Source organism: Candidatus Brocadia sapporoensis (genome assembly GCF_001753675.2).
GTDB lineage: Bacteria > Planctomycetota > Brocadiia > Brocadiales > Brocadiaceae > Brocadia > Brocadia sapporoensis.
On record NZ_MJUW02000083.1, the window covers coordinates 1 to 22157 of the forward strand.

Annotated in this window: 16 protein-coding genes; 4 read left to right on the forward strand and 12 right to left on the reverse strand. The window is 42.0% G+C overall.

Annotated features, from left to right (window positions below):
• The first annotated feature begins 147 nt into the window (after nucleotides 1-147).
• Nucleotides 148-879 carry a CDP-diacylglycerol--serine O-phosphatidyltransferase gene (gene pssA, locus BIY37_RS07745; protein ID WP_179129336.1) on the forward strand — a complete coding sequence of 244 codons (732 nt, stop codon included), beginning with the start codon at nucleotides 148-150 and terminating at the stop codon, nucleotides 877-879.
• A gap of 144 nt (nucleotides 880-1023) precedes the next feature.
• Here pssA and BIY37_RS14055 read toward each other — a convergent pair whose 3' ends face one another.
• The 7 genes from BIY37_RS14055 to BIY37_RS07775 all read right to left on the reverse strand — a co-directional run bounded on the left by BIY37_RS14055 (nucleotide 1024) and on the right by BIY37_RS07775 (nucleotide 11109).
• Complete coding sequence (locus BIY37_RS14055; RefSeq protein ID WP_261340841.1) at nucleotides 1024-1146, reverse strand: hypothetical protein; 123 nt, start codon at nucleotides 1144-1146, stop codon at nucleotides 1024-1026.
• Nucleotides 1147-1292: 146 nt separating this feature from the next.
• Entirely contained in the window at nucleotides 1293-2006 is a 714-nt protein-coding gene (locus tag BIY37_RS07750) for a M48 family metallopeptidase (RefSeq protein WP_070067277.1), read from the reverse strand.
• A gap of 1 nt (nucleotide 2007) precedes the next feature.
• Entirely contained in the window at nucleotides 2008-5040 is a 3033-nt protein-coding gene (locus BIY37_RS07755; protein ID WP_070067266.1) for a type I restriction endonuclease subunit R, read from the reverse strand.
• A gap of 12 nt (nucleotides 5041-5052) precedes the next feature.
• Nucleotides 5053-6186, reverse strand: coding sequence for a Fic family protein (locus BIY37_RS07760; protein ID WP_070067267.1), 1134 nt, complete (start codon nucleotides 6184-6186; stop codon nucleotides 5053-5055).
• A gap of 93 nt (nucleotides 6187-6279) precedes the next feature.
• Nucleotides 6280-7572: a restriction endonuclease subunit S gene (locus BIY37_RS07765; protein WP_143299214.1), complete on the reverse strand. Its 1293-nt coding sequence runs from the start codon at nucleotides 7570-7572 to the stop codon at nucleotides 6280-6282.
• Nucleotides 7541-8692 (reverse strand): PDDEXK nuclease domain-containing protein, encoded by a 1152-nt coding sequence (locus tag BIY37_RS07770; RefSeq protein WP_070067268.1) that lies wholly within the window; start codon nucleotides 8690-8692, stop codon nucleotides 7541-7543. Before BIY37_RS07770 ends, BIY37_RS07765 begins: the two co-directional genes overlap by 32 nt.
• Nucleotides 8683-11109, reverse strand: coding sequence for a type I restriction-modification system subunit M (locus BIY37_RS07775; protein WP_070067269.1), 2427 nt, complete (start codon nucleotides 11107-11109; stop codon nucleotides 8683-8685). Before BIY37_RS07775 ends, BIY37_RS07770 begins: the two co-directional genes overlap by 10 nt.
• 678 nt (nucleotides 11110-11787) lie before the next feature.
• Between BIY37_RS07775 and BIY37_RS07780 the strand changes: the two genes are divergently transcribed.
• On the forward strand, nucleotides 11788-12750 hold the full coding sequence (locus BIY37_RS07780; protein ID WP_070067270.1) for an acetyl-CoA carboxylase carboxyltransferase subunit alpha: 963 nt from the start codon (nucleotides 11788-11790) through the stop codon (nucleotides 12748-12750).
• Nucleotides 12751-12816: 66 nt separating this feature from the next.
• On the opposite strand, the gene BIY37_RS07785 is transcribed toward BIY37_RS07780, so the two are convergent.
• The 3 genes from BIY37_RS07785 to BIY37_RS07795 form a co-directional block, all read right to left on the reverse strand.
• The gene (locus BIY37_RS07785) at nucleotides 12817-13506 is read right to left on the reverse strand and encodes a hypothetical protein (RefSeq protein WP_080324941.1); all 690 of its coding nucleotides are present in this window, start codon (nucleotides 13504-13506) and stop codon (nucleotides 12817-12819) included.
• A 105-nt stretch (nucleotides 13507-13611) separates the two neighbouring features.
• Nucleotides 13612-15543: an aconitate hydratase gene (locus tag BIY37_RS07790; protein WP_070067271.1), complete on the reverse strand. Its 1932-nt coding sequence runs from the start codon at nucleotides 15541-15543 to the stop codon at nucleotides 13612-13614.
• Between the two features lie 162 nt (nucleotides 15544-15705).
• Complete coding sequence (locus BIY37_RS07795) at nucleotides 15706-16929, reverse strand: multiheme c-type cytochrome (RefSeq protein WP_070067272.1); 1224 nt, start codon at nucleotides 16927-16929, stop codon at nucleotides 15706-15708.
• A 410-nt stretch (nucleotides 16930-17339) separates the two neighbouring features.
• Here BIY37_RS07795 and BIY37_RS07800 point away from each other — a divergent pair, with 410 nt between their 5' ends.
• Together BIY37_RS07800 and BIY37_RS07805 are read left to right on the forward strand one after the other, a co-directional pair.
• A complete protein-coding gene (locus tag BIY37_RS07800; protein WP_143299215.1) occupies nucleotides 17340-17822 on the forward strand; it encodes a hypothetical protein in 483 nt (160 codons plus the stop codon).
• Nucleotides 17823-17928: 106 nt separating this feature from the next.
• Nucleotides 17929-19476, forward strand: coding sequence for an SUMF1/EgtB/PvdO family nonheme iron enzyme (locus BIY37_RS07805; protein WP_070067274.1), 1548 nt, complete (start codon nucleotides 17929-17931; stop codon nucleotides 19474-19476).
• A gap of 54 nt (nucleotides 19477-19530) precedes the next feature.
• Here BIY37_RS07805 and BIY37_RS07810 read toward each other — a convergent pair whose 3' ends face one another.
• Both BIY37_RS07810 and BIY37_RS07815 read right to left on the reverse strand, forming a co-directional pair.
• Nucleotides 19531-20676 (reverse strand): tetratricopeptide repeat protein, encoded by a 1146-nt coding sequence (locus BIY37_RS07810; RefSeq protein WP_070067275.1) that lies wholly within the window; start codon nucleotides 20674-20676, stop codon nucleotides 19531-19533.
• 1 nt (nucleotide 20677) lies between these two features.
• Nucleotides 20678-21892, reverse strand: a complete 1215-nt coding sequence (locus BIY37_RS07815) for a tetratricopeptide repeat protein (protein ID WP_070067276.1) — start codon at nucleotides 21890-21892, stop codon at nucleotides 20678-20680.
• Between the last annotated feature and the right edge of the window lie 265 nt (nucleotides 21893-22157).

Sequence of the window (22157 nt, forward strand, 5' to 3'; positions counted from 1 at the left end):
TCCCTTCGGGATTACAGAATCAATATTTTGTTCACTCATAGGGTTTGTGAGCGAATGTACGCTGAATAGTTACGAATATTTTCGATTAACGATTGAATACAATAAAAGTGGTTTTTACCCTATGCACAATTTTAATGGAGGTCTATATTGAAAATAAGAAACACGTTACCCTCGGCAGTTACTATGGGAAACATTACCTGCGGTTTTTTTTCAATTTTGTGCGCTTCTAACTATCAGTTTGAAATTGCTGCATGGTTGATTGTTGTCGCTATGGTATTGGATGCCTTTGATGGAAGACTGGCCCGCATGATGAAGTGCACAAGTGAGATAGGCGCCCAACTAGACTCCATGGCGGATTTGGTAACGTTTGGTATTGCCCCTGCCATGCTCCTGATTAAGGCATGCACAGATTTTTCCAGCGTCTTTTTGTGGGGAGTTGGTTCATTTTTCATGATATGCGCGGCCTTTCGTCTGGCAAGATTTAACATTCAAAAAAATGATAACACAACTATGTCAAGCCATTTTTACACAGGATTACCCACTACACTTTCCGGGGGAACCATTGCGCAACTGGTCATTCTGGATCACTTCATTCAAGTAAAATTTGGTATTGACGTCGTCGCCACACTTTTACCGTTTGTTACCTTTACGCTTGGGCTATTTATGGTAAGCAAAGTTCCGTTTTTCAACATTACCGGCAAAATCGGCCTTAAGCAAGGAGTTTGGCTTATGATGCTGGAATTTTCTGCGGCCATCTTGTTCTTTGTGCTTACCCCTGTGTTAACACTATCAACGGTACTCAGTTGTTATTTAATAATCTGTGCTATGTATGGAGTTGTAAAAAGCAGGCATCTGAAAAAAGAATACTCTACCACATAATATGCCTGAGCAGCTAATAAAGTCACTCGAATTCCGCTCTGCATTTTTTTATATCAGCAGGATAAATTGTGCTTCTTCGGACGGAAAAGGCGAGATCTGATTTGTCGCCTTTTTCCGATTCTGTTCGGTTAAATATACTATACTTCATGCAGAGACAGATCTGTTGGGCAGTTGCTGGTTATGCTTAATATCTTCGTACAGATTAGGAAATTCCCGCACAAAATGTGATACCATTTCAGACATCTTCCCTCTCTTTTCTTGCTTCATTTTTTCCTCCCTGTTTAAAGCCAATAGTCACACGCTTTTTCACGTTTTAACGAAATGAGGCATAGGCTAAACTTAAAACCCTTTCCTTCTTTCCACGGCAGTGCGCTGCACTGCCGAGAGCGAGCAACGACAGATTTCCATTACTATTAATAATCCCAATTTTCATGCCGTAATGGACTTCTGTTCAACTCCTCTTTGTAAAATCTCCATTTTGGTAAATAGTTGTCCATGTAGGCAATAAATCTTTCATTATGATGACGTTCTAACAGATGCACCATTTCATGCACGATTATATATTCAATACATTCTTTTGGTTTTTTCGCCAGTTCAAGATTTAACCAGATCCTTTTTGCCTCTCTGCTACAGGAGCCCCACTTCGTTTTCATCTTTTTTATGGCGTATTCAACGTCTTCCACCCTCATTTTTTTCATCCAATATTCAACGTATCCCGAAGCTATCTCCTTCAGTTTCCGGCGATACCATTCTTCCAAAACAATCCGCTTTTTTTCTATACTTGTGTGAGGCCTTACATACAATTCAACAGCGCTGTGCTTTAAAATAACTCTTGGAGCAGCGTTATGCTCAATAACTTTCATCAGACATCGTTTACCCATATAATAATGGCTTTCCCGTGTTAAACATTCCCTTGGCGCTTCCCGCTCCTGACGGAGCAACTTTTGCTGCTGTTTTTTTATCCAATTCAATTTTGATATGGCAAATACCCTGATAGTGTCCAGGTCCATGCGTAAGGGAGCGGAGATTCTTACCCTGCCTGCTGGCGGATAAACACTCAGATGAATATTTTTGATGTCCTTTTGAATTACATCAATGCGCATGTTGCTTAATTTGATTTGCTGCATATCAATACTCATGCTGCTCTTTTATGATCAGGAAAATACGTTCTACTTCATTGACATCTTTCAGAATATCATACAGCGTCTTTTTAATCTCTTTCTCCTTCGCATCATTTCCGCGCCAGTCCGCCTTCTTTACATATCTGACGGCTTCGTCCATGACAACGGCTAATTCCTCATCGTGATTGAGATTGTTGTATAATGCCCGCCTGGCATCACTTTTTTTTATGCTATCCGGCAAATTATCTCTTGCGGGATTATTTACCTTCTTTGCCAATGCAGCGATCTTCTTTAAATATGCTTCATAATTGATGGCGTTTGTCCTTCTCTCTTTAACAATCTCATGTAAAAGCTTTGACATATCTTCAAAGTAAGCAGGGTCTGTCAAGTGCTCCTGTATGATTTTCTTCCGCACGTTGTTTTCAATAGTTTCCGCCACTGCTTCTTTATTGCGCTTAATTCCCTCGGGCAAACTATTGATGGCATAGGCAATGCCGGAATTAACCAGCAAATCCAGCAACGACATATCCGCAAAAGGTGAAATTGTCCTGGGCTCTTCCGCCTGTAGGTAAGTGTCGATTAAATGCCGCATATCCGCTTCGTAGGTCTTCATATCGAGTGTTTCGCCGCTGGCATTCCTGATTTCCTCGCGAAGTTTCAGGTAGTAATCTACCTTCTTTTGAATATCTGCAATCTCTGCCTGGGTATAACCCGCTTCTTCCATCTCTGCCGCAATATTTGCATAAGCCCTTATCAAAGCCACCGTTTGTTTATAAAGAGACGTTCTCTTTACTTCACGAGCTTTCAGGTCTTCTTCGTTTTCCGGGTCACCACAGAAGTAGCGGATATAAGCCAGTGAGTCTTTTGGCGGCGCTACCGGTTCGCATAATAAGGCCATTTCTTCCAGGGCATTATCCAGCCGTTCTTTGCCTTTTTCCAGGCGGTCTTTTAATAGCACATCCACGTCCCCTTTCTCAAACGTATCATAATCCAGTTCCGATGTGTACACAGCAACGGCATTTTCAACCTTCCTGAACAGGTCTTTGTAATCTACGATGTAACCAAACTCCTTGTCATCGCTGTCCAGCCGGTTGACCCTGCAAATAGCCTGGAACAAACCATGATCCTGCATGCTTTTGTCGATGTAGAGATAGGTGCAGGGGGGTGCGTCAAAACCGGTAAGGAGTTTATCTACCACGATAAGCAGTTTCATATTCGACGGCTCTTTTATAAACTTTTCCTTCGCCTCGTCTTCGTATTTCTCGGTCGGCTTGTTTCCCAGCAACGATGTATAGATCTTATAGATATATTCCTTTTCCGTCTCCGTATTTGCACCGGTATCTTCCGCCGTTATATCCCTTGTTGATGGATTGCAGGAGGTAACAATGGCGCTTTTGCCTTTTAACTCGGTAGTTTGAAACAGTTCGAAGTACCGGCATGCTTCATAAATACTTGACGCCACCAGAATGGCATTTCCCATATCCGAGTTCAAACGCGGCTTTACATTGAAATCAAAAACGATATCACTTACAATCTTTTCCAGCCTGGAACGGGAACTCAGCACCTTCTGCATCGTGCCCCATTTCTTCTTGAGTTCAGATTTTTGAAAGTCGTTCAACCCACGGGTCTTGACTTCAAACCATTCATCTATCTTTTGAGGTGATGATATTTTCTGGTCAATATCACGGGCTTCATACACCAAATCCAGCACCACTTCATCTTCTACTGCCTCATTAAATTTATAGGTATGAATATATTTGCCAAATACCTCAAGGCTGGTTTGCTTATCCTGTTTTAAGAGAGGTGTTCCGGTAAAGCCAATAAAAACGGCATTCTTTAAAATTGCCTTCATTGCTTTGTGCAGCTTGCCCGATTGGGTACGGTGGCACTCATCCACAAAGATAAATAATTCACCAACGGTATGGGTTGGACTCCTTTTTAATTCTTCAATGAATGCATCAAAATTATCACCACCCCTCCTGCCAAATTTATGCACCAGCGAACACAGCAAACGGGGCCTGGCATGTCCTAACTGACTCATTAAATGCTTACCGCTTGCTGTCCGCACCATGCTCTCGCCAGCGTCGGTAAATATCCGTTTTATCTGTTTATCCAATTCATCACGGTCAGTAATAACCACTACACGTGCATGGGGATTATTTTCAAGAATCCATTTGGCAAGCCACACCATTACCAGACTTTTGCCGCTGCCCTGCGTATGCCAGATGATTCCACCCTCTCGTCTTTTCATATGTTCCTGTGCGGCCTTGACGCCAAAGTATTGATGCGGACGGCACAATTTTTTCATGCCGCCGTCAAAGAGGGTAAAGTCGTAGATGATTTCGAGAAATCGCTTCTTATCGCAAAGTTTAAGCAAGTATTTATCAAGGAGATTTTCTCCATTGCCTTCTTCCTTCCACTTCAGAAAATATTTTTCAGGTGTGCCTATAGTTCCGTAACGGAGTCCCTGAGTATCATTTCCGGCAAATACCCATTGGATGGTGGTAAAGAAGGAATGGATGAATTCTTTCTGCTGGTTGACGATATTCTGCCGGATACCGTCGCCCAGGGAAATCGTGCTTCGTTTCAGTTCCAGCACACCAAGCGCTATGCCGTTTACATAGAGCACAAGATCGGGGCGTTTCTCGTGATTACCCTGAATAGTGACCTCTTCGGCAATGGCAAATTCGTTTTCAAGCGGATGCTTCCAGTCAATAAGTTCTACGGTCTCATAGTTTTCTCCGGCTTCTGCCTTGACCTTTACGCCGTAACGGAGCAGTTGGTATACCTTTTTATTGGCGCTGTATAAACCATCGTTCAGGTTATTAGCCGCCTTGCCGAGTTCATATAAGGCCTTGCTGATAAGGGTATTATTATAGCGTTTTCTTTCGTGTAAATATTTGCGAAGGATGGATTCTTCAATATTGCTGTTGTGAGGACGATCTTCCCAATTGCCAAGATAGGTATAGTCCAGTTGGTTCTGAAATAACTGCACGACACGGTTCTGGGTGTCTCTTTCCCTTTGGCCGACGTTGTTCATACGAAATTCCGTCTATTCAAAAAGCTGTAAATACTTTTCAAAGACAAATATCCTGTTTCGTCTGTATCCGGTAATCTCTTTCAGGATACCGAGCCTGATAAAGTCCTCTATCAGGCGCAGAGCAGTAGAGGCATTTATTGTCAATTGTTTAGCAACATCCTGACTATCGGTTGTTGGCCTGCTATACAAATAATGCAGCAATCGCTGGGCTAATTTCGTTTTTTTCCCTAATGTCAGAATATCCCGATGCTCAATTTCCTGCCGCAACGCAATAATTGCCTTGAATGTCTCTATTGAGTTTTGGGCGGTTTGCCTGACTCCTTCCATGAAAAATTTAAGCCATTGTGTAAGATCGTTATGCGTCCGCACCCTGGTCAGGTTATCGTAATAAAGCCCCTTGTTCTTTTCGAAAAATGCGGACAGATACAACGTCGGTTTTGTCAAAAGCCCCCTACCAACAAGATAAAGGGTTATAAGCAGGCGTCCGATCCTGCCGTTGCCATCTAAAAAAGGATGTATGGTTTCAAACTGATAATGGGCAATGCCGATTCTGATTAAATGGGGAATCAGATGGGTCTCGTCATTGAGAAAAGTATCAAAATCAGTTATAAGATCGGGCAAGTCATTGTAATGCGGCGGAATAAAAACTGCATCTTTCAGGGAAGCGCCTCCAATCCAGTTCTGGCTGGCGCGGAATTCACCCGGCAGTTTATGCCTTCCCCGTACCCCATGAAGCAGGGTTGCGTGCGTATTTTTCAAGAGGCGGCTTGAAAGCGTCAAGCTGCTGAGGGCATCTATCGCCTCGTTCATTGCCCTGATGTAGTTCTGTACCTCTTCCCAGTCGTCCCTTTTTTCAGGATCGATATTTTCGGCCTTCTGCAATACCTCAGCGATGTTTGTCTGGGTGCCTTCTATGCGGCTGGATGTCGTAGCCTCTTTGCTGACATGCATGAGAATAAAAAAATCAATATCCGGAACCAGTTGAGAAAATGCATTCAATTCTCCAAGTTTGATATCTGCTTCACTTAAGAGATTGATCAGACTGATATCACTTATCTGCCAGCCGATATTGATGCGGGTTGGCAGAAAGCTCTTATACCGGTACTGTTGCTTATAGCTGCCCGCTTTAAAATTTTTTATATCCATCCCGGCGTACCCATTTTCTGCAAGTATACTTCAGCCTTGTTTGCACTTCGTTGGTTTTGTGCAAATATAACATTTCTTTTTTGCAGTTTCAACCTAAATCAGTCTCGTCCTCCCGCTGAGCAGTTCCTGCATCATGCCCTGCTTTATCATTCTGAACTTATCCAATTTCTTTTCCAGGGCTTCTATTTCGGCATCCATGTCGCTGAGGACTTGGGCAATGGCGGTTTGTTCTTTAAATTCCGGAATGCCAAATTCAAGCGTGGCAATTTCTCTACCACTGAGTGATGGAAGTGCTGTTGTGCTCACCAACTTCCCAAGTTGAATATTCAGGAAAAGATAGTAAATAAACTTGAAATCTGTGCAATCCTCATCCAAGACAAACCCCATCATGTTGTTATCAATACAGCTTTCTTGCAATAGAATCTTCTTTCTTTCAAGAAAAATTGCTGCACCAATCTTCGCAAAGATTATGCTGTGTCTTGGAAAAACGTTCACGCTAGCTTCTTTTCTAACGAACTCAGAAATCCAATTATTTGAATTAGCCATAAATGTTGTATTACCTTCATTGTTCATATCTGAGACCTTGAAAAATGGATAATCTCCTTCCACTTTCCCTTGATGCTTTATAGGAAATCCACTACCACCTCGAAATTTTCCTAAGTTCCCCAATTTCTTCACTTCCCACTTCCCGCTAAACCCTGGCAGGCGTTTTTTGCCGGTGAGGAGTTGTTGCATAGCCCCTTGTTTGATATTCCGTTTTTTGGCAATGAGTTTTTCCAGACTGCTGATGAGCGCATCAGCATCGCTTAATACAGTGGCAATGGCGTTTTGTTCGGCTTTGGTGGGAGGAATAAGAACATTAATAGCTTTGATTGATTTTCCATCAATATTTGGAAATGTTGAGCCAGTTGTTAATACCAAAATATTCTTGACAGCCGATTCTACTTGGAAAGTAATGAACGACGTGTCTACCCCAGATTTTGCTCGTATAGAAGCGATCCCTCGCCCAATGCAGTATTCATCGTCAGAGATATTTATCCTGCCTGTAGAGCTTCCTCTAACGCACAATAGCACATCACCTTTCTTGCAGAACTTAGTCGGCTGTGAAGTCCATTGAATCTTAATTGGATGCTTTGCAGTGAATTCCGTTGGTCCGTTGATCAGAGGTGCACCAATACAACAACGGTTATAAGAGGCGCCAATTGGTGACTGCCCCATTACTACTTCCGCTGCATCCCCGAGCCTTTTAACTTCCCAATCACTCGGAATAACCCCCACCTCAGACTGTTTATAACCTTTTTTCAATTGAGTATTGACCGTTGGCAGTTGGCAATTATCCCTTTTCAATCTTCCATTACTCATTACCGCCTCCCGCTGTTCTTTCAAGCTCGGCTTCAATCTCCTCGATGCTCGGCAGGCTGGATTTCAGATTTTCCGGCAATGATCGGGTTAGTTCATATTCGGATACGCCAATAGGTTTATGCATGTCCCGCAATGCATACTCGGCAAGAACCCTGTCTTTCGTTTGACACAAAATAAGACCGATGGTAGGCTGGTCGGCCGGGTGTTTGAGCATGTCATCAACTGCGGAGCAGTAAAAGTTCATCTTTCCCGCATATTCCGGCTTAAAATCACCTTTTTTCAGCTCAATCACGATAAAACAGCGCAGTTTAAGATGGTAAAACAAAAGGTCAATATAAAAATCCTTATCGCTGATGGTCAGATGATATTGTCTCCCGACAAAAGAGAATCCTGCGCCCAGTTCGAGCAGGAATTTTTCAAGATGTTTTATCAGTTCTGTTTCTATCTCGCTTTCATTAAAAGGTTCGGTTAGTGTCAGGAAGTCAAAAATATAGGGATCTTTTAAAGACTGCCGTGCGAGATCGGACTGCGGGTCAGGCAACGTAAGGCTGAAATTCGATACTGCTTTTCCTTGCCGCAGGTGTGCGCCGCTTTTAATCATCAGCCCCAGGGTATCCCTGCTCCATCCGTTTTGAATAATTTGCTTTACATACCAGAAACGGCAGGGTAGGTCTTTGACCCTTTCCATGAGCAGGATATTGTGACCCCAGGGGATTTGTGTAACAAGCCGCTGCACCGTTACCGAATGTTCATTTTCGGGTAATTGACCCACAGCTTGTGGCACTTTTAATGCGTCTTTATTTTTAGACTGCTGTAATTGTGCCACAGCCTGTGGCATTTTTGGCAATATGTTTGGATATTCACGATAAAAACGAAGCATTCGCTTGATGTTCCGTTCGGAGAATCCTTTCTCTTCCGGCAACTCATTTCGTATATCTCTGGCAAGACGCGGAATAACCGCGGTTCCCCACCCTTCACGGTCTTGCCGCTCCTGGATCATTCGCCCGATGTCCCAGTACATCAAAATCATCTCCGAGTTTGCGGAAAGAGTTGCTTTAACCTGCGCCTGACGAATGCGGGTTTTAATATCGCTTAATAAATTGCCGTAAAGCGCAAGGCTGGTTTTGTTGTTTTTTACTCCCATACATACCCCATCTTCTTCAGGTGCCCGTGCACCTTTTTCTCTAATGCATCTACTTCGGCAGTAATAGCCGGCAATGGAGTTTCATATCGCTCTGCCAATTCTTTAATACGTCCCGTAAGCCGCTGGCTGATCCGCTCCATCTCCGTCTTTACATCCCGTTCAAGCGTTGATATCCATTTATCGTCCACTATCAGGGTTTTTATTTCAGCTTCGGTAAGGGTTTTGTATTTTTCCAAGATCTTTTTCTCCAGGGCACCCTGCGCATCTCTAATCTTCTTGCCGGCTTCGGCCTCCTGCTCTGCCAGCTTTAAATATAGCTTTAATATCTTTAATTCCTCCTCATCCTCCGTTATCAATTGTCCATTATCCATTGTCAATTCTTTCACGCGTTTCTGTACGCTGGCCCTGGTAATCTTGTCCTTATCATTTTTTGCATCCGCCATTAGCCCTTCTTCACCGCCATGCTCTTCTTCCATCTCTTCCATTTGCCGGACAATTGCATCACGGCCAGATTCTAATTCTTCCATGGCCTTTTGCTCTGCCGCAAAATAGCGGGCAATGATAAGCCCTTTGGGTATGAGGCGGCCTTCCCATTGTTTTTTATCTCTTTCTGTTTCCTTCCCCGCTTCCCAACCATCGCTTACCAAAGCATACACGTCGTCCTGCATAGTCTCAGACCAATAAACCATGAGATGCTGGTAAACATCATATTTGTCGATCAGCTTTAAGCTGGAAAAGGCTTGCAATAAATCCTCTGATATTTCGTGTATCAGTTTTTTGGGTTTATCGTCAACGGCAATACCTTTCAGTTTTGGCATGTTCCTGGCTTTCCATCGGCTAAATACGGTGTCTACTTTTTTGCTATAAGCAGTAAACTCCTGGTGAGAAAAAATGGTGGACTTTATAGTATCATGGGCAATAAGCAGTTTGCTGTAATTAGACCTCTTGCCCGCTGTGAATAGAGTTTTCCTCATATTCGGATAAACTTCCCAATACGGGTGCAAGGCGTCAATATCGGTATTGGGTATATCACCCAGCAAATGCGCTTCGATATCCTGAATGTCCTCTTCTTCCTGGCTATCAATATAACGAGGGATATTGAGATTATACTCGTTGGACACAATCTCTGTTACCGGTACCATGCGGCTGTATTTTTCCATTTCCAGATGTTTGTTAAATACATCCACAATCTTATGGATATCCTGTTCCCGCAGGCGGTTTTTGTTGCCATCTTTCTCAAAACCCTTGCTGGCATCAATCATAAAAATACCTTTGCGGTGTTCAGCGCCATCCTTATCCAGCACAATAATGCAGGCAGGAATACCGGTGCCGTAAAACAGATTAGGAGGCAGGCCAATAATGCCTTTGATGTATCCCCTGCGAATGATATTTTTCCGTATTTCTCCTTCTACATTTCCCCGAAATAGCACCCCATGCGGAAGGATCACAGCGCCCTTGCCTTTGCTTTTTAAGGAATGGATGATGTGCAAAAGAAATGCATAATCTCCATTTTTCTTCGGGGGTATTCCATAATCTTTAAAACGATTATGGACATCTGATATGGTTCCATCATGAACGGCAAACCCACTACTCCATGCCTTGTATGAGAAAGGAGGATTGGCCACCACAAAGTCAAAGGTCTTGAGCCTGCCTCTTTCGTCCAGAAACAAAGGGCTGGAAAGGGTGTTCCCTTGTTTGATTTCTGCGGTCGGGTTGTTGTGCAGAATCATATTCATGCGGGCAAGGGCGGCGGTGGCCACGTCCATCTCCTGCCCGTAAATCGTCATACCCGATTCTGATTCATCAGCCACCTTGAGTAGCAGCGATGCGGAGCCGCATGTTGGATCGTACCCTGTTGATTGGCTCGTAATCTTTGAATTGAAAGTAATAATCTTTGCCATTACGCGGCTCACCTCGGCAGGGGTATAGAATTGTCCTTTGCTCTTCCCGCTCTCGGTGGCAAAATGCCGCATCAGGTATTCATAAGCATCGCCAAGGATATCATCACCCTCCGCCCTGTTTTTACTGAAATCGAGCGCCGGGTTTTCAAAAATGGCGATGAGGTTGGTGAGACGGTCAACCATCTCTTTGCCGCTGCCCAGTTTATCGGCGCTGTTGAAGTCGGCAACATCGATGGTGCCGGTAAGTTTGTTGGCTTCGGCAATTTTTCCGATGATCTTCTTGTTAATATCATCGCCAATGGTGGGTTTGCCTTTAAGGGCAACCATGTCCTTAAAGCTGGCGCCTTTGGGTACCGTAATGGATGCGTAGGGAACTTCGGCATATTTGTCGGAGATGTATTTGATGAACAGCAGTACCAGCACATAATCTTTGTACTGGGAGGCATCCATCCCGCCGCGCAGTTCATCGCAACTTGCCCAGATGGAGCTGTAGAGTTCAGATTTTTTGATAGCCATTATTTTTCCACGCTCATATCATAAGAAACACATTAGGAAAAAATTAACCCTTCAGAAAAAATAACATGGATACTTTGAGAAACACACTAAGGCTGGCTGAAGTATTGTAATATAACCAATTATCAGGGTACCATGATAACGACAAAATATGCGATTCAACAGGTTTGTAATATAGACATGAACTTTCATTTCCATAGCGACTGGTCAATTATCATAGCACTTTACAGGCGCAAATCAATACAAATTCATATAGCCATAAAGTCACAAAGGCACGGGAAACGGCTGGTAAGCAGCCTATAATTTTCTTGCAATACCTTGAAAAATAATTAAAATTTATCTATTCTGTAAATTTAGAGCAGAAAAAGCAGGGGGCGAAGCATTTATCCGTTTGTGCAGAACGTGTTTACTCCAATTACGCACTCCCCCCTGCACAGTGTGGCAGACATATAATAAGCGCAAAAGAGGTTGTCCTTGCAAACACATTCGCATTGCCCCGTGCAAGCTCCGTGAGGCAGTTCAGGCACAGGAGATCGCTTCTTGCCACCACCTTTCGCTATTATTTGTCTGTATGCTTATTTATTGCGTTTACTATAGTGATTATTGGGATTTTTCAAAAAACTACATTGTTACAGGAAATCTCATGAGAATATATCTAAATTCACGATAAGGAGATTTTGTTTGTCTGAAAAAACCGTGGCAGAACTTGAAAATTTAATCCTGGAAATTGAACATCAAATTGAAGATTTACAAAGCGCTCCCACAAATGGCCGTCTTGACAAGAGCACAGAGATACAGCATTTGAAGGAAAGACGGGATAGCCTTCAGATGAAACTCTGCTCAAAATTAACTCCCTACGACATTGTTAAAATCGCCCGACACCCCTTGCGCCCTCTCTCGGCAGATTATGTAAATATGATGCTTACTGATTTTATTGAACTGCACGGCGATAAACGTTTTGGAGACGATAAGGCGATGATCTGCGGGTTAGGAAGAATCGGGAAGGAAAGGGTCTTGTTTATTGGACAGCAGAAAGGCAAGAGCACCAAGGAGCGGATTGCCTGTAATTTTGGGATGCCGAATCCGGAAGGTTACAGAAAAGCATTACAAAAAATGAAACTTGCAGAGAAGTTCCACTTACCTATTGTCACCCTTATAGACACACCGGGAGCGAATCCTGATATTGGAGCTGAAGAACGGGGACAAGCCCAGGCAATTGCAGAGAATATTTATGAGATGTGCCGGTTGAAGACCCCGATTATCAACATTGTTATCGGAGAAGGCGGCAGTGGTGGTGCGCTAGGAATAGGAATCGGTGACAAATTTGCAATTTTGGAATATGCCTATTATTCTGTCATCTCACCTGAAGGCTGTGCTGCGATATTATGGAAAAATGCTGAAAATGCACCAATATCAGCAAAATCATTAAAACTCACGGCAAAAGATCTTTTAAACTTTGGTGTGGTTGACGAAATTATTTCAGAACCGCTGGGCGCAGCACACAAGAACCCCAAAACTATGGCAGACATTCTTAAAGCACAAATAAGTAAATATCTGGCGGAATTTAAGAATATTTCCATTGATGATCTCCTGGCAAATCGGTATGCGAGATACAGAAAAATTGGCAAGTATTTAGAAACATAACGTTATGCTTACCGTCATAAATGCGGGTGTCTTCAATAGTATTTATTGTCCTGCACGTAACCCGCTTTACCTTGATTCCTGAACCACGAAATCATCAAAAAATGTATATGAGTCGGACTTTGTCCAAAGCCCAACACTTCCGCAATCAAAGGTATTATCTGCCGCCTCTATCACTTTTGCATTATCGAAGAAACACTGCATCTTGTCCCCCTTATAAACTACTTTTAAAAGATGCCACTCATTCGATTTAACCTTCAGGTCTTTACCGCCAATCTGCCTGCGGTTTCCGTCAACCATTTTATATAATCTGACATTATTTTCCTTAGCATCCGCTCTGAGCACATAATAGTTCTTGCTGTCTTTATATCTAAAGACTAATCCGCCGGCCTGGCCTGTTTTCCCGCTGATAGCCCTGAACCTAACGAATACCATGGCGTCCTTATAAGATGACCCATCCAACACTAACAATGGAAACCGGTAATCGGTATCATCCAGTTTGGTTTGTACGACTACATTATCGGCAGTAGGGGCATGTTCGATCTTTTTAACTACCCAGCGCCCCGGCTCTCCCTTTCCCGTTAAGGCACTTTGAAAACCCTGGGGGAATTCGCCGTCTTTATCGTCATCGAAATAGTATTCCTTCCTTTCTCCCAGGATTTCAGAACCGATAATCTTTTGACCCTGCTGTGCATAGGTATAGTTTGAAATAAGTGAACCCATACAACAAATTACTGCGACAACAAAAAATTTCTTCATAAACCTACCCTCGTCTTTTTGAAAATCAGATAATAAAACCGATAAATAAAAGGAACGGATTGAAGGTTAACCTTTAATCCACATCCGGCATGTAAAATTTTTGCATCATGAGTTCGTATTCCGTGCTTGAAAATTTAACAAGCCGCCAGCGCAAAGAATATCAATCTCACGTGCGGTCAAAGCATGGTTTACCCCAATTTTTTTATTTTTTGTTAGATTACTTATAACCAGAGACACCCCTGATTTTAACTTGTTTTTTACATCTGGCAGTTCAATGTTATCCCCCTGATCAATGAAATTATAGTCATTTTCAATCTCAAAGGTTAGCGGCAGTATACCAAAATTTATCAGATTTGCCCGATGAATTCTGGCAAACGACTTGACAATGACTGCTTTTACCCCTAAATACATAGGCGCAAGGGCAGCATGCTCCCTGCTTGAACCTTGCCCATAGTTTACTCCCCCGATCAGGAAACCTCCGCCCTTTTCCTTTGCACGTCTCACAAACTCCTTATCCACCTTCTCAAATACGAATTCAGAAATTGCAGGGATATTCGACCTCAACGGTAAAACCTTTGCACCTGCAGGCATGATATGATCTGTGGTAATATTGTCTCCCACTTTTAAAAGAACATCTCCCTTCAAGGTATCAGGCATGGGTTCCTTTTTTGGCAGGGGTTTTACGTTTGGTCCCCGAATGATTGTTACTTCTTCTGGTTTTTCTGAAGGAGGAATAATCATGCGGTCATCAATAACAAAACTTTTCGGATATTTAATAATAATTGGTTCCCCAAATTCCCTTGGATCACTAATAACACCGTTGACTGCCGATGCTATAGCCGTTTCAGGGCTAACGAGGTATACCTCTGCATCAGCCGTTCCGCTTCGTCCCTCAAAATTTCTGTTAAACGACCTTACAGAAACGCCTCCAGACGGCGGTGCTTGCCCCATCCCGATACAAGGCCCACAGGCCACCTCAATCAGGCGCGCACCTGCAGCAATCATGTCTGTTAATGCACCATTTTTCGCTATCATCTCCAGCACCTGCCTTGAACCCGGAGAAATAGTAAGACTCACATCCTGATGCACCTTCCGACCCTTTAACATCGCCGCAGCTACCATAAGATCATGATACGATGAGTTCGTACAACTTCCAATACAAACTTGCTGAACTTTTATCCCTTTAATTTCGCCCACCTTACAAACATTATCAGGACTGTGAGGCTTAGCAATCATTGGTTCTAAGGATGAAAGATCTATTTCAATTATCTCATCGTACTTTGCGCTGGCATCAGCCTTTAAAGGCGTCCATACCTTTTCCCTCCCCTGCATTTTCAAATACTTTTTTGTCTGGGTATCGCTGGGAAAGACTGATGTAAGTGCACCAAGTTCTGCCCCCATATTCGTAATCGTAGCACGTTCCGTCACGGTAAGGGTTTTCACCCCATCCCCTCCGTATTCAAATATTTTGCCGACCCCGCCTTTTACCGTTACTCTTCTTAATAATTCTAAAATTACGTCCTTTGCAGTTACCCAGGATTGCAACGTTCCGCTCAGTTTTACCAACACTATCTTTGGCATGGAAACATAAAATGGTCCACCGGCCATAGCGATAGCCACATCGAGTCCGCCTGCGCCAATAGCTATCATACCCAATCCACCGCATGTAGGGGTATGACTGTCTGAGCCCAGCAAGGTTTCTCCCGGTACGGCAAATCGTTCAAGATGCACCTGATGACAGATACCATTTCCGGGTTTAGAAAAATAAATGCCATATTTTTCTACTACGCTTTGAAGGAACAGATGATCATCAAAATTTTCAAACCCTGTCTGGAGCATATTATGATCAACGTAGCTTACCGACAGTTTTGTCTTTACCCTCGGTATCCCCATGGCTTCAAACTGGAGATACGCCATTGTTCCCGTGGCATCCTGTGTGAGAGTCTGATCTATTGAAATAGCAATCTCTTCACCACTTTGTAGTTTGCCGGACACAAGGTGCGAAGTTAATATTTTTTGTACTAGATTCTTTCCCATCATCACCCTTTCATTTATAACTTAAATACCAAATAGAGAGAATTTCTATATACAGGTTATGAAAAAGAAAAATATTCGGTTCAGATAAAAAAATCCCACCGTTTTTATACGGTGGGATTTATGGTAAACAATCTCAAAGTTATTTCAAGTCATTTGGCACTACTAATGAGCTGTCTTTAACTTCGCATATCCGTACCCTCCGAAAAGCAGTACATCAATTTCTTTTGGTAAAAATGTTTTACAAAAATTATGGGATTTATTTGGGCCATGGCATGATTGACATGTCACTAAATCCTTAGAAATCAAATTCTGATTACGCATTTCTAGGACTTTACCAAATACCGAACCCTTCCCGGTATTTAGCTGTGCGTGCTCAGGCCCGCCGATATGGCACTTTTCGCAGGCATTGTATGCCTTTGCTTCTGCAGCGGAGAATTTATGACTCGAATGACAGGCATCACAGCTTCCACCGATTCTGTCAAACTCATTACTCAAGCTTAACTTATGACAATCTTTACAACCCGGGATGTCCAACAATCTCGTACTAATCACTTCAAATTTACCGGGAACTGCCACAGGATGACCCTGAAGGTGCTTGCTTTCTCGAAAATCGAGAAACTGATTTTGGTGGCATTCTCCGCAGGTACTTGCAGAAACATACCCCCGTTTCCTTGCAATGTCCCGATGATCGTTTCCATGGCAATTAATGCACGTTATACCTTTTATGGCATGTACACCCTTTGTCCATTCCTTTACAACGTCAGGTGTAGCCATTTTATGACATGCCAGACAATCGGTTTCTCCGTATGTCCCGTACGGTTTAATCTTCTTGGCTGCATAGGCCCTGAACAGATCACCCGGCATATGCGGATGTACAACACCCAGGTGGCAATCGGTACACACTAGCTTTTCCAAGGACGTACCCTGAGAAATATTAACGCAGTGTTTATTACCCTTTAAAACATCCTCAATATGAGACTTGTCCTTTGTAAAACCTTGAGAATGGCAACGGATGCAGTTTCCATTTAGAATTTCAAGACTGTCTTCAGCGATCTCAATAAAAGAACCGTCCGAATAGGCCTGGAACGAGTGCATGAACGAATCATGCGTTCCATCGCTAAGCTTTGCATGGGCATATCCCTTGAGCCCAGGTCCCACATGACAGGCATGACAATTTTCGACATGTTCGTTGTGATGCTTTGACGCCTTAAATGAATCATAATGAACTTTCATTTCATGGCAACTGGCACAAAACTCACTCTTCTCTGAATAGTGGTAAACCTTGGTCACCGTAACAAAGAAAACTACCAATCCGATTATGGCAAAGAAGCCTATCAGTTTTTTTCTTCTCCGGACAAATTCCAACACATGCTTGCACCGCTCCATACATTCCTCCTAACGATCTTTTGAAAAGAGAGTCTTTGTTTTTTGCAATAAAATGTTTAAGGATAAATTACCTTAAAGTGTGTTTGTAATGACAAATAAAGTAGTAATAAAAAATTTGATGCAAAAGTTCGGGAATTCTACCACAAAGCTTGTTGTTGTTCAAGTCATTTTTTAATAACCAGTAATCATTCTTTTAAATCCACAAATAAAATCCCTGGGATTTATCCGGAACTAAGTGTTCTATAGTGATTGACAAACACACATTTTTCATGTAAAATTTTTTCACCTGAATCTTTTCAATACTACAAATTTTTAAAGAAGGAATTAAAATGAATATCCGTCATAAAAAATGCACAACGCTATGCTTTTCCCTTATGTTCTCTATACCAATTTTTTTAAGCGCTTTTTTTATGAAGGAAAATCTCGTTCAAGCACAACACGCCGGAGGTGGTATTATAGATACCAGCAAACAACCTGGTAAAGAACTGCAGAGTTATCACCAGTCATTTGCACCCTATGAAGGAACCGTACAAATACCATGGATCGATGAGAAACCGAGTCCCGTTTCTATCAAAATAACGGAAACGATCACGTATGAAATTCCCGTGGATGAAAAGAAGTTTAACGAAAAGAAATTGACCGTTGAAGACCTTGAACTGAATGAAGTAAAGAACAATTCCGAAATAAATTTTCATCAGGTAGATTGTCTTTTTTTCAAAATTATAAAACAGACACAGACCCGAGCAATAGAAAATCTCGTCTGCACGCGGGAGAGAGATGGCACACAGTATTGGCTGTCTGATGGGAAAAAGTATGTCGAATGGGGGTCTTGGTCAAACTGGAAGATTGAAAAAGAGACGATTGGCATTGAGACAGCAGAAAAGAAACCATAATTTTTTAAGTCATTTACCATTGAACAACATAAAAAGGGATGCTTTACCGTATCTCTTTTTTTATGTATCCCGCATATTTATTGAAAGTTAAAAGGAGGTCTTTGTTGTGAAATTTGTATATCCGATCATCCCATTTGTTATATTTACTATGCTGCCCTACAACTTACTTCTTGCTCAGGCTGTTAAAAAGGAGGCGCAAAGCCCATCATCCCAAAAGGAATCTCTGCCAAAAACGAAAGGAAATGTCACGAAAAACAAATTATGCCCGGAATGTAACAGAGTATACCCGGGAGATATAAATTTTTGCAGTATTGACGGCAAACAACTCGTAGATTTTTCCAGCGAAGACTTTATATGCCCAACCTGCAAGGAAAAGGCAAACCCCGGTGAGAAATTCTGCAAAAAAGACGGAACACCTCTCGTTCACATAACTTCCCCAGCAGGAGAAACAACTACGGGAAGTCCCGCCAGCGTCACACCTGAGGAACGAGCAAAAGAGGCAATGGCTCATTTTATGGAAGGAAACAGGCTTCGTGAAGAAGGAAAAGAGTTTGAGCGGGCATTGGAAGAATACAAAAAGGCCGAAATGTTAAATGCAGAAATTCCGGCACTCCAGTTTCATATGGGAGGAGTCTACTGGAAACTGGGAAATCAGAAAGAAGCCCTGGTACATCTTGATAAATGCAAAAAATTGCTAGAAGCACAATCTCCGGAAATAAAATCGGACGAGAGCTATCAAAAAACCATGCAGGATGTTACTCTATACATTAGCAAATTAGAAAAAGGGTTGAATCCTTCAGAGAAGAAACAGCGCGTTGAAGCTGCATTAGCAATCCGGGATGAAAAGATGAAAAAGGCTCTGAATGAAAATAGAGATAAATGGAATCAAATGGTGTTAGTTCCCGAAGGAAAATTTATCATGGGTACCGGGGAAGATGAATTTATTCCTGAGGAAACTCCACAACATGAAGTGTATTTGGATGCATATTACATTGATAAATATGAGGTCACGAACGCTCAATATTGGGAATTTTTGCAATATATAAAAAACACAGGAGACCACGGAAAATGCTATTCTGGTGAACCGAAGGGCAAAGACCATACCCCAGGCACCCCCCATACAGGATGGGACTATCCTTATTATGATTATCCTGACTATCCTGTGGCCAGAGTAGATTGGTATGATGCCTATGCTTATGCAGCATGGGCAGGTAAACGCTTGCCTACCGAGGCAGAATGGGAAAAAGCCGCCAGAGGAACTGATGGACGCAGGTTTCCATGGGGTAATGTATGGGAAACTACCAGATGCAATGTCGGCACAGATGCATCTTTATCTATAGGGAGTTTCGAAAGCGGCATAAGCATTTATGGGTGTTTGGATATGATAGGCAGCGTTTCGGAATGGTGTAATGACTGGTATCATCCTGAATACTACCATAACAGCCCAAGCGTAAATCCCAAAGGCCCGGAAATAAGCACGGGCTTGAGAATTATCAAGGGAGGGTCATTATTTGCTCCATATGCCTACAAAATGCGATGCGCTGTACGCATATTCGGTAAACCAGAAGACAGAAACAAGAGTATCGGCTTCCGATGTGCAAAAGATTATAAACCGGACACAAATAAAGTTATCAAAGAATCGGGAAAGCCGTAAGATGTAACTAAAAGCACACGTGAATAACCATTGTCCATTGTGTCCCGTTTACGTTTATTCTGCAGAGTTTGACCCTGCATAAAAAGGGGATCTGATCTCTTCTTTATAGACCCGTGCAAAGGCTGCTTTGGCATGTTGATAAGAATTATAGTCACTTTGAGCATTACTCAGGTCATCTTTCAATTCGTAGGCCTTGCAACGGTTTAAATAGGCATTTGCATAGTCGTGGTCTAGAACAATCACCCTGGTAAATTCTTCAATGGCCTCATCTACCATTTTCTTCTCTAAATAAATAAGCCCCAAATTATAGTGGGGCGCAATCATTTTAGAATTGATTTTTATTGCCTTCTTGTATTCCGCAATTGCATCATTTTTTTTATCCATCTTATTGTAAACATTTCCACAAAAATAATGAATCTTCTCAGGAGCCGATCCCAGAGGCAATGCTTTTTTCAATGACTCAATGGCATCAAAATAAAAGCCTTTTATAAAATAAACAAGCGACAAATTGACATATGCGTCTGCATAATTTGGGTTTATACTAATAACTTGTTTATACTCGGAAGCAGATTCTTCCAAACGCCCCGTTTGATAATAAACAATCCCCAGGTTAAAGTGCGCTTTATCATAGCTTTGTGATATTCCTATTGCCTTTTTGTACATCTCTTCCGCCTTGTCGTATGTGTTGAGGTCCTGATACAAGACTCCCAGATTAAAATATGCCTCCGTCTTTTTAGGATCAAGCCCAACCGCTATCTCATACTCTCTTTTTGCATCCATAAAGATGTTACATTTGTAATAAGATACTCCCAATCGAAAATGAGCATCGGCGTCATTCGGATTTTTTTGCACTTCTTTCAAACAAACTTTTATCTCATTCTCGGGCACTCCAATCTGCATACTAACCTCAGACAATTTTTGGTATGCATCTAAATAATCCGGTTTGAGTTGAGTGGCAGTAGTAAATGCCTCTATAGCCTTTTCCATCTCTCCTTTTTTGTAATAGGCGTTTCCCAGTTTGAAAAAAATCTCCGGCTGATTCTTATTTTTTTCAAGGAGTTTTTTATATTCATAGATAGCGTCACCCCATCGGCCATCGTCAAAACAATTATCACCAGCCAACGATGGTTCCTTTGCATATCCATAATGATGGAACAATACGATAAGAATAATCCCCGCAATTAATATTTGCTTTAACATGTTAATTTGATTTTAATTCCATTTCCCGATCTTTCTCCTGGCCTTTCAACACGGGCACTGATTGTAGGAACATCTCCTTGATCTCGTCTTGTTTATAAACTACGGCAGGGTCCTTTCCCGTCCTCCACTTCGTAATATATGAATACGAGATGAAATCACTATAGGCCCTGCTGTGATCCCCCTTCAATGAATAGATTTGAGCCCTGTTATAATAAGCATCTTCGTAAAGAGGATCGATCTTTTTGGTTACCTTATCATACCATTCGATGGCCTTGTCAAGGCGATCTGTCCTGTGGTAAATTACGCCAATATTATATGCCGCATTAACATATTTGGGGTTTTTTTCCAGTACTGCCATATTTTCTGTTAATGCATCATCATATCTCTTTTGCAATGCGAAGATAATTGCTCTTTGATATCGGGCGTCAAGATTGTCAGGGTCTATTTCCATTGCCTTGTTATACTGGGCGATGGCCTCCTCGAACTTCTTTTCTTTCAATTTAATCAAACCAAAAACTACATAGGCATTGGAATACTTGGGGTTAACCTCAAGGGTTTTGTTTAGTTCTTTTACAGCCTCATCTACCTTCCCCTGTTTATGAAGAGATACCGCAAGATTATAATACGCATTATCATAGTTTGGATCTATTTCAATGGCCTTTTTAAAAATATTTTCTGCATCTTCGTATAAACCCATATCCAAATACCCAACACCCAAATTGAACATAATATAGGGGTTGTTTTGGTCAAGTTCTAAAGCTTTTTTGTATTGCTCAATGGCATCTATATCCTTTTCCAATTTGTGATAGAAAACACCAAGCTCTACATACGTTAAAGGATTGTCAGGGTCATTTTCGATTGCCTTAAATCGTTTTTGAAATTCGTCATCCGGAGCTCCGATCTTTACAAAAGTTTCTGCTAATTTTTTGTGGGCATCAATATATTTGGGATTAATGTCAATCGCCTTTCTAAAATCAGTAGCCGCACCTTCCAGTTTTTCTTGCTCCAGATAAACATTTCCCCTGCCATAATATGCCTCAGCAAGATTTACATTTGCTTCGATAGCTTTTGTATATTCGGCCAACGCCTCATCCAATTTATTCTCTTTCGTCAGACCGTTGGCAAGTTCAAGATGGCGTTTCCCCTTCTCACAACCAAGAGGTAAACAAAAAATTGCCAGCAATATTGAAAAAATCGTGTATTTATACAAATTCATAACCATCTCCACTCAAGATTAATAAAAATATATTGACCAAAATTTTGGCTAACTAAGTATATTTAAAAATTCTTCAAATTCAACTTTATTGTATAAAAAAAAGAAGCTGTGCAAACGTCGCACAGCTTCTTTTTAGATTATAACTATTTATTGTACTACAAAGCTATTACAGATTAGTGATGACCGCCATGTTCCGGAGCTTTCATACCAAGTTCCTTTAACTTCCTGTTGATGTACTCAACTTCCTCAGCAGGAGCATGGTGTG

What these genes read in the sequence shown, in the direction of transcription:
- BIY37_RS07795 (WP_070067272.1), bottom strand. Translation starts at nt 16,929, where the DNA reads ATGGAGCGGTGCAAGCATGTGTTGGAATTTGTCCGGAGAAGAAAAAAA.
- BIY37_RS14055 (WP_261340841.1), bottom strand. Translation starts at nt 1,146, where the DNA reads ATGAAGCAAGAAAAGAGAGGGAAGATGTCTGAAATGGTATCACATTTT.
- BIY37_RS07790 (WP_070067271.1), bottom strand. Translation starts at nt 15,543, where the DNA reads ATGGGAAAGAATCTAGTACAAAAAATATTAACTTCGCACCTTGTGTCC.
- BIY37_RS07800 (WP_143299215.1), top strand. Translation starts at nt 17,340, where the DNA reads ATGAAGGAAAATCTCGTTCAAGCACAACACGCCGGAGGTGGTATTATA.
- BIY37_RS07785 (WP_080324941.1), bottom strand. Translation starts at nt 13,506, where the DNA reads ATGAAGAAATTTTTTGTTGTCGCAGTAATTTGTTGTATGGGTTCACTT.
- BIY37_RS07760 (WP_070067267.1), bottom strand. Translation starts at nt 6,186, where the DNA reads ATGGATATAAAAAATTTTAAAGCGGGCAGCTATAAGCAACAGTACCGG.
- BIY37_RS07815 (WP_070067276.1), bottom strand. Translation starts at nt 21,892, where the DNA reads ATGAATTTGTATAAATACACGATTTTTTCAATATTGCTGGCAATTTTT.
- BIY37_RS07770 (WP_070067268.1), bottom strand. Translation starts at nt 8,692, where the DNA reads ATGGGAGTAAAAAACAACAAAACCAGCCTTGCGCTTTACGGCAATTTA.
- BIY37_RS07750 (WP_070067277.1), bottom strand. Translation starts at nt 2,006, where the DNA reads ATGCAGCAAATCAAATTAAGCAACATGCGCATTGATGTAATTCAAAAG.
- BIY37_RS07810 (WP_070067275.1), bottom strand. Translation starts at nt 20,676, where the DNA reads ATGTTAAAGCAAATATTAATTGCGGGGATTATTCTTATCGTATTGTTC.
- BIY37_RS07775 (WP_070067269.1), bottom strand. Translation starts at nt 11,109, where the DNA reads ATGGCTATCAAAAAATCTGAACTCTACAGCTCCATCTGGGCAAGTTGC.
- BIY37_RS07755 (WP_070067266.1), bottom strand. Translation starts at nt 5,040, where the DNA reads ATGAACAACGTCGGCCAAAGGGAAAGAGACACCCAGAACCGTGTCGTG.